Below are 485 nucleotides of genomic sequence, written 5' to 3' on the forward strand. Positions count from 1 at the left end.
GTAAAAAGCCGGTTTCTTTAGTTGCGCCTAAGGCTGAGCCGAAAGTTGAAATGAAACGCAACTTAAAACCTATGGTTGAGCTTAAGAAAGTGACTGAGCCTGAACTAACACCAGAGCAAGAGTTAGAAGCGCTAGAGAATGACGAGCGTCTACTTAAGCTGGTTGAGCGTCATGAGCGCGGTGAGTTATTAACAGGTAAAGACGCTAAGTACTTCAATAGCCGTATTGCTCGCCACCAAGCACTTTGCGAGTTATTAGGCATTGAAGATGAAGACGAGTACGAAGATGACTTTGAAGATGATTCATACGATGAAGGTGAATCTGACTTCGATAAGTACTTATCTGATGACTTAGCCAATGAATGGTTTGATGACGAAGATGAGGATGAGCGATGAGCACAACCTTGATTATTGCCATCGTAATTGGTGCGGCAATTATCGCAGGGCTTGCGTTTTATGCAGGACAACTTCTGTATAAACTAAAAG

General features: G+C 42.9%; 1 protein-coding gene. It reads left to right on the forward strand.

Annotated features, from left to right (window positions below; all coding sequences use genetic code 11):
* Nucleotides 1–395, forward strand: a 395-nt coding sequence (locus tag E0L37_RS21320) for a GTPase-activating protein (RefSeq protein WP_205655683.1), incomplete at its 5' end; no start/stop codon positions are given.
* Nucleotides 396–485: the final 90 nt, after the last annotated feature.

Origin of the sequence: Alcanivorax sp. 24, from assembly GCF_004360225.1 — a bacterium.
GTDB classification, from domain to species: domain Bacteria; phylum Pseudomonadota; class Gammaproteobacteria; order Pseudomonadales; family Alcanivoracaceae; genus Alloalcanivorax; species Alloalcanivorax xiamenensis.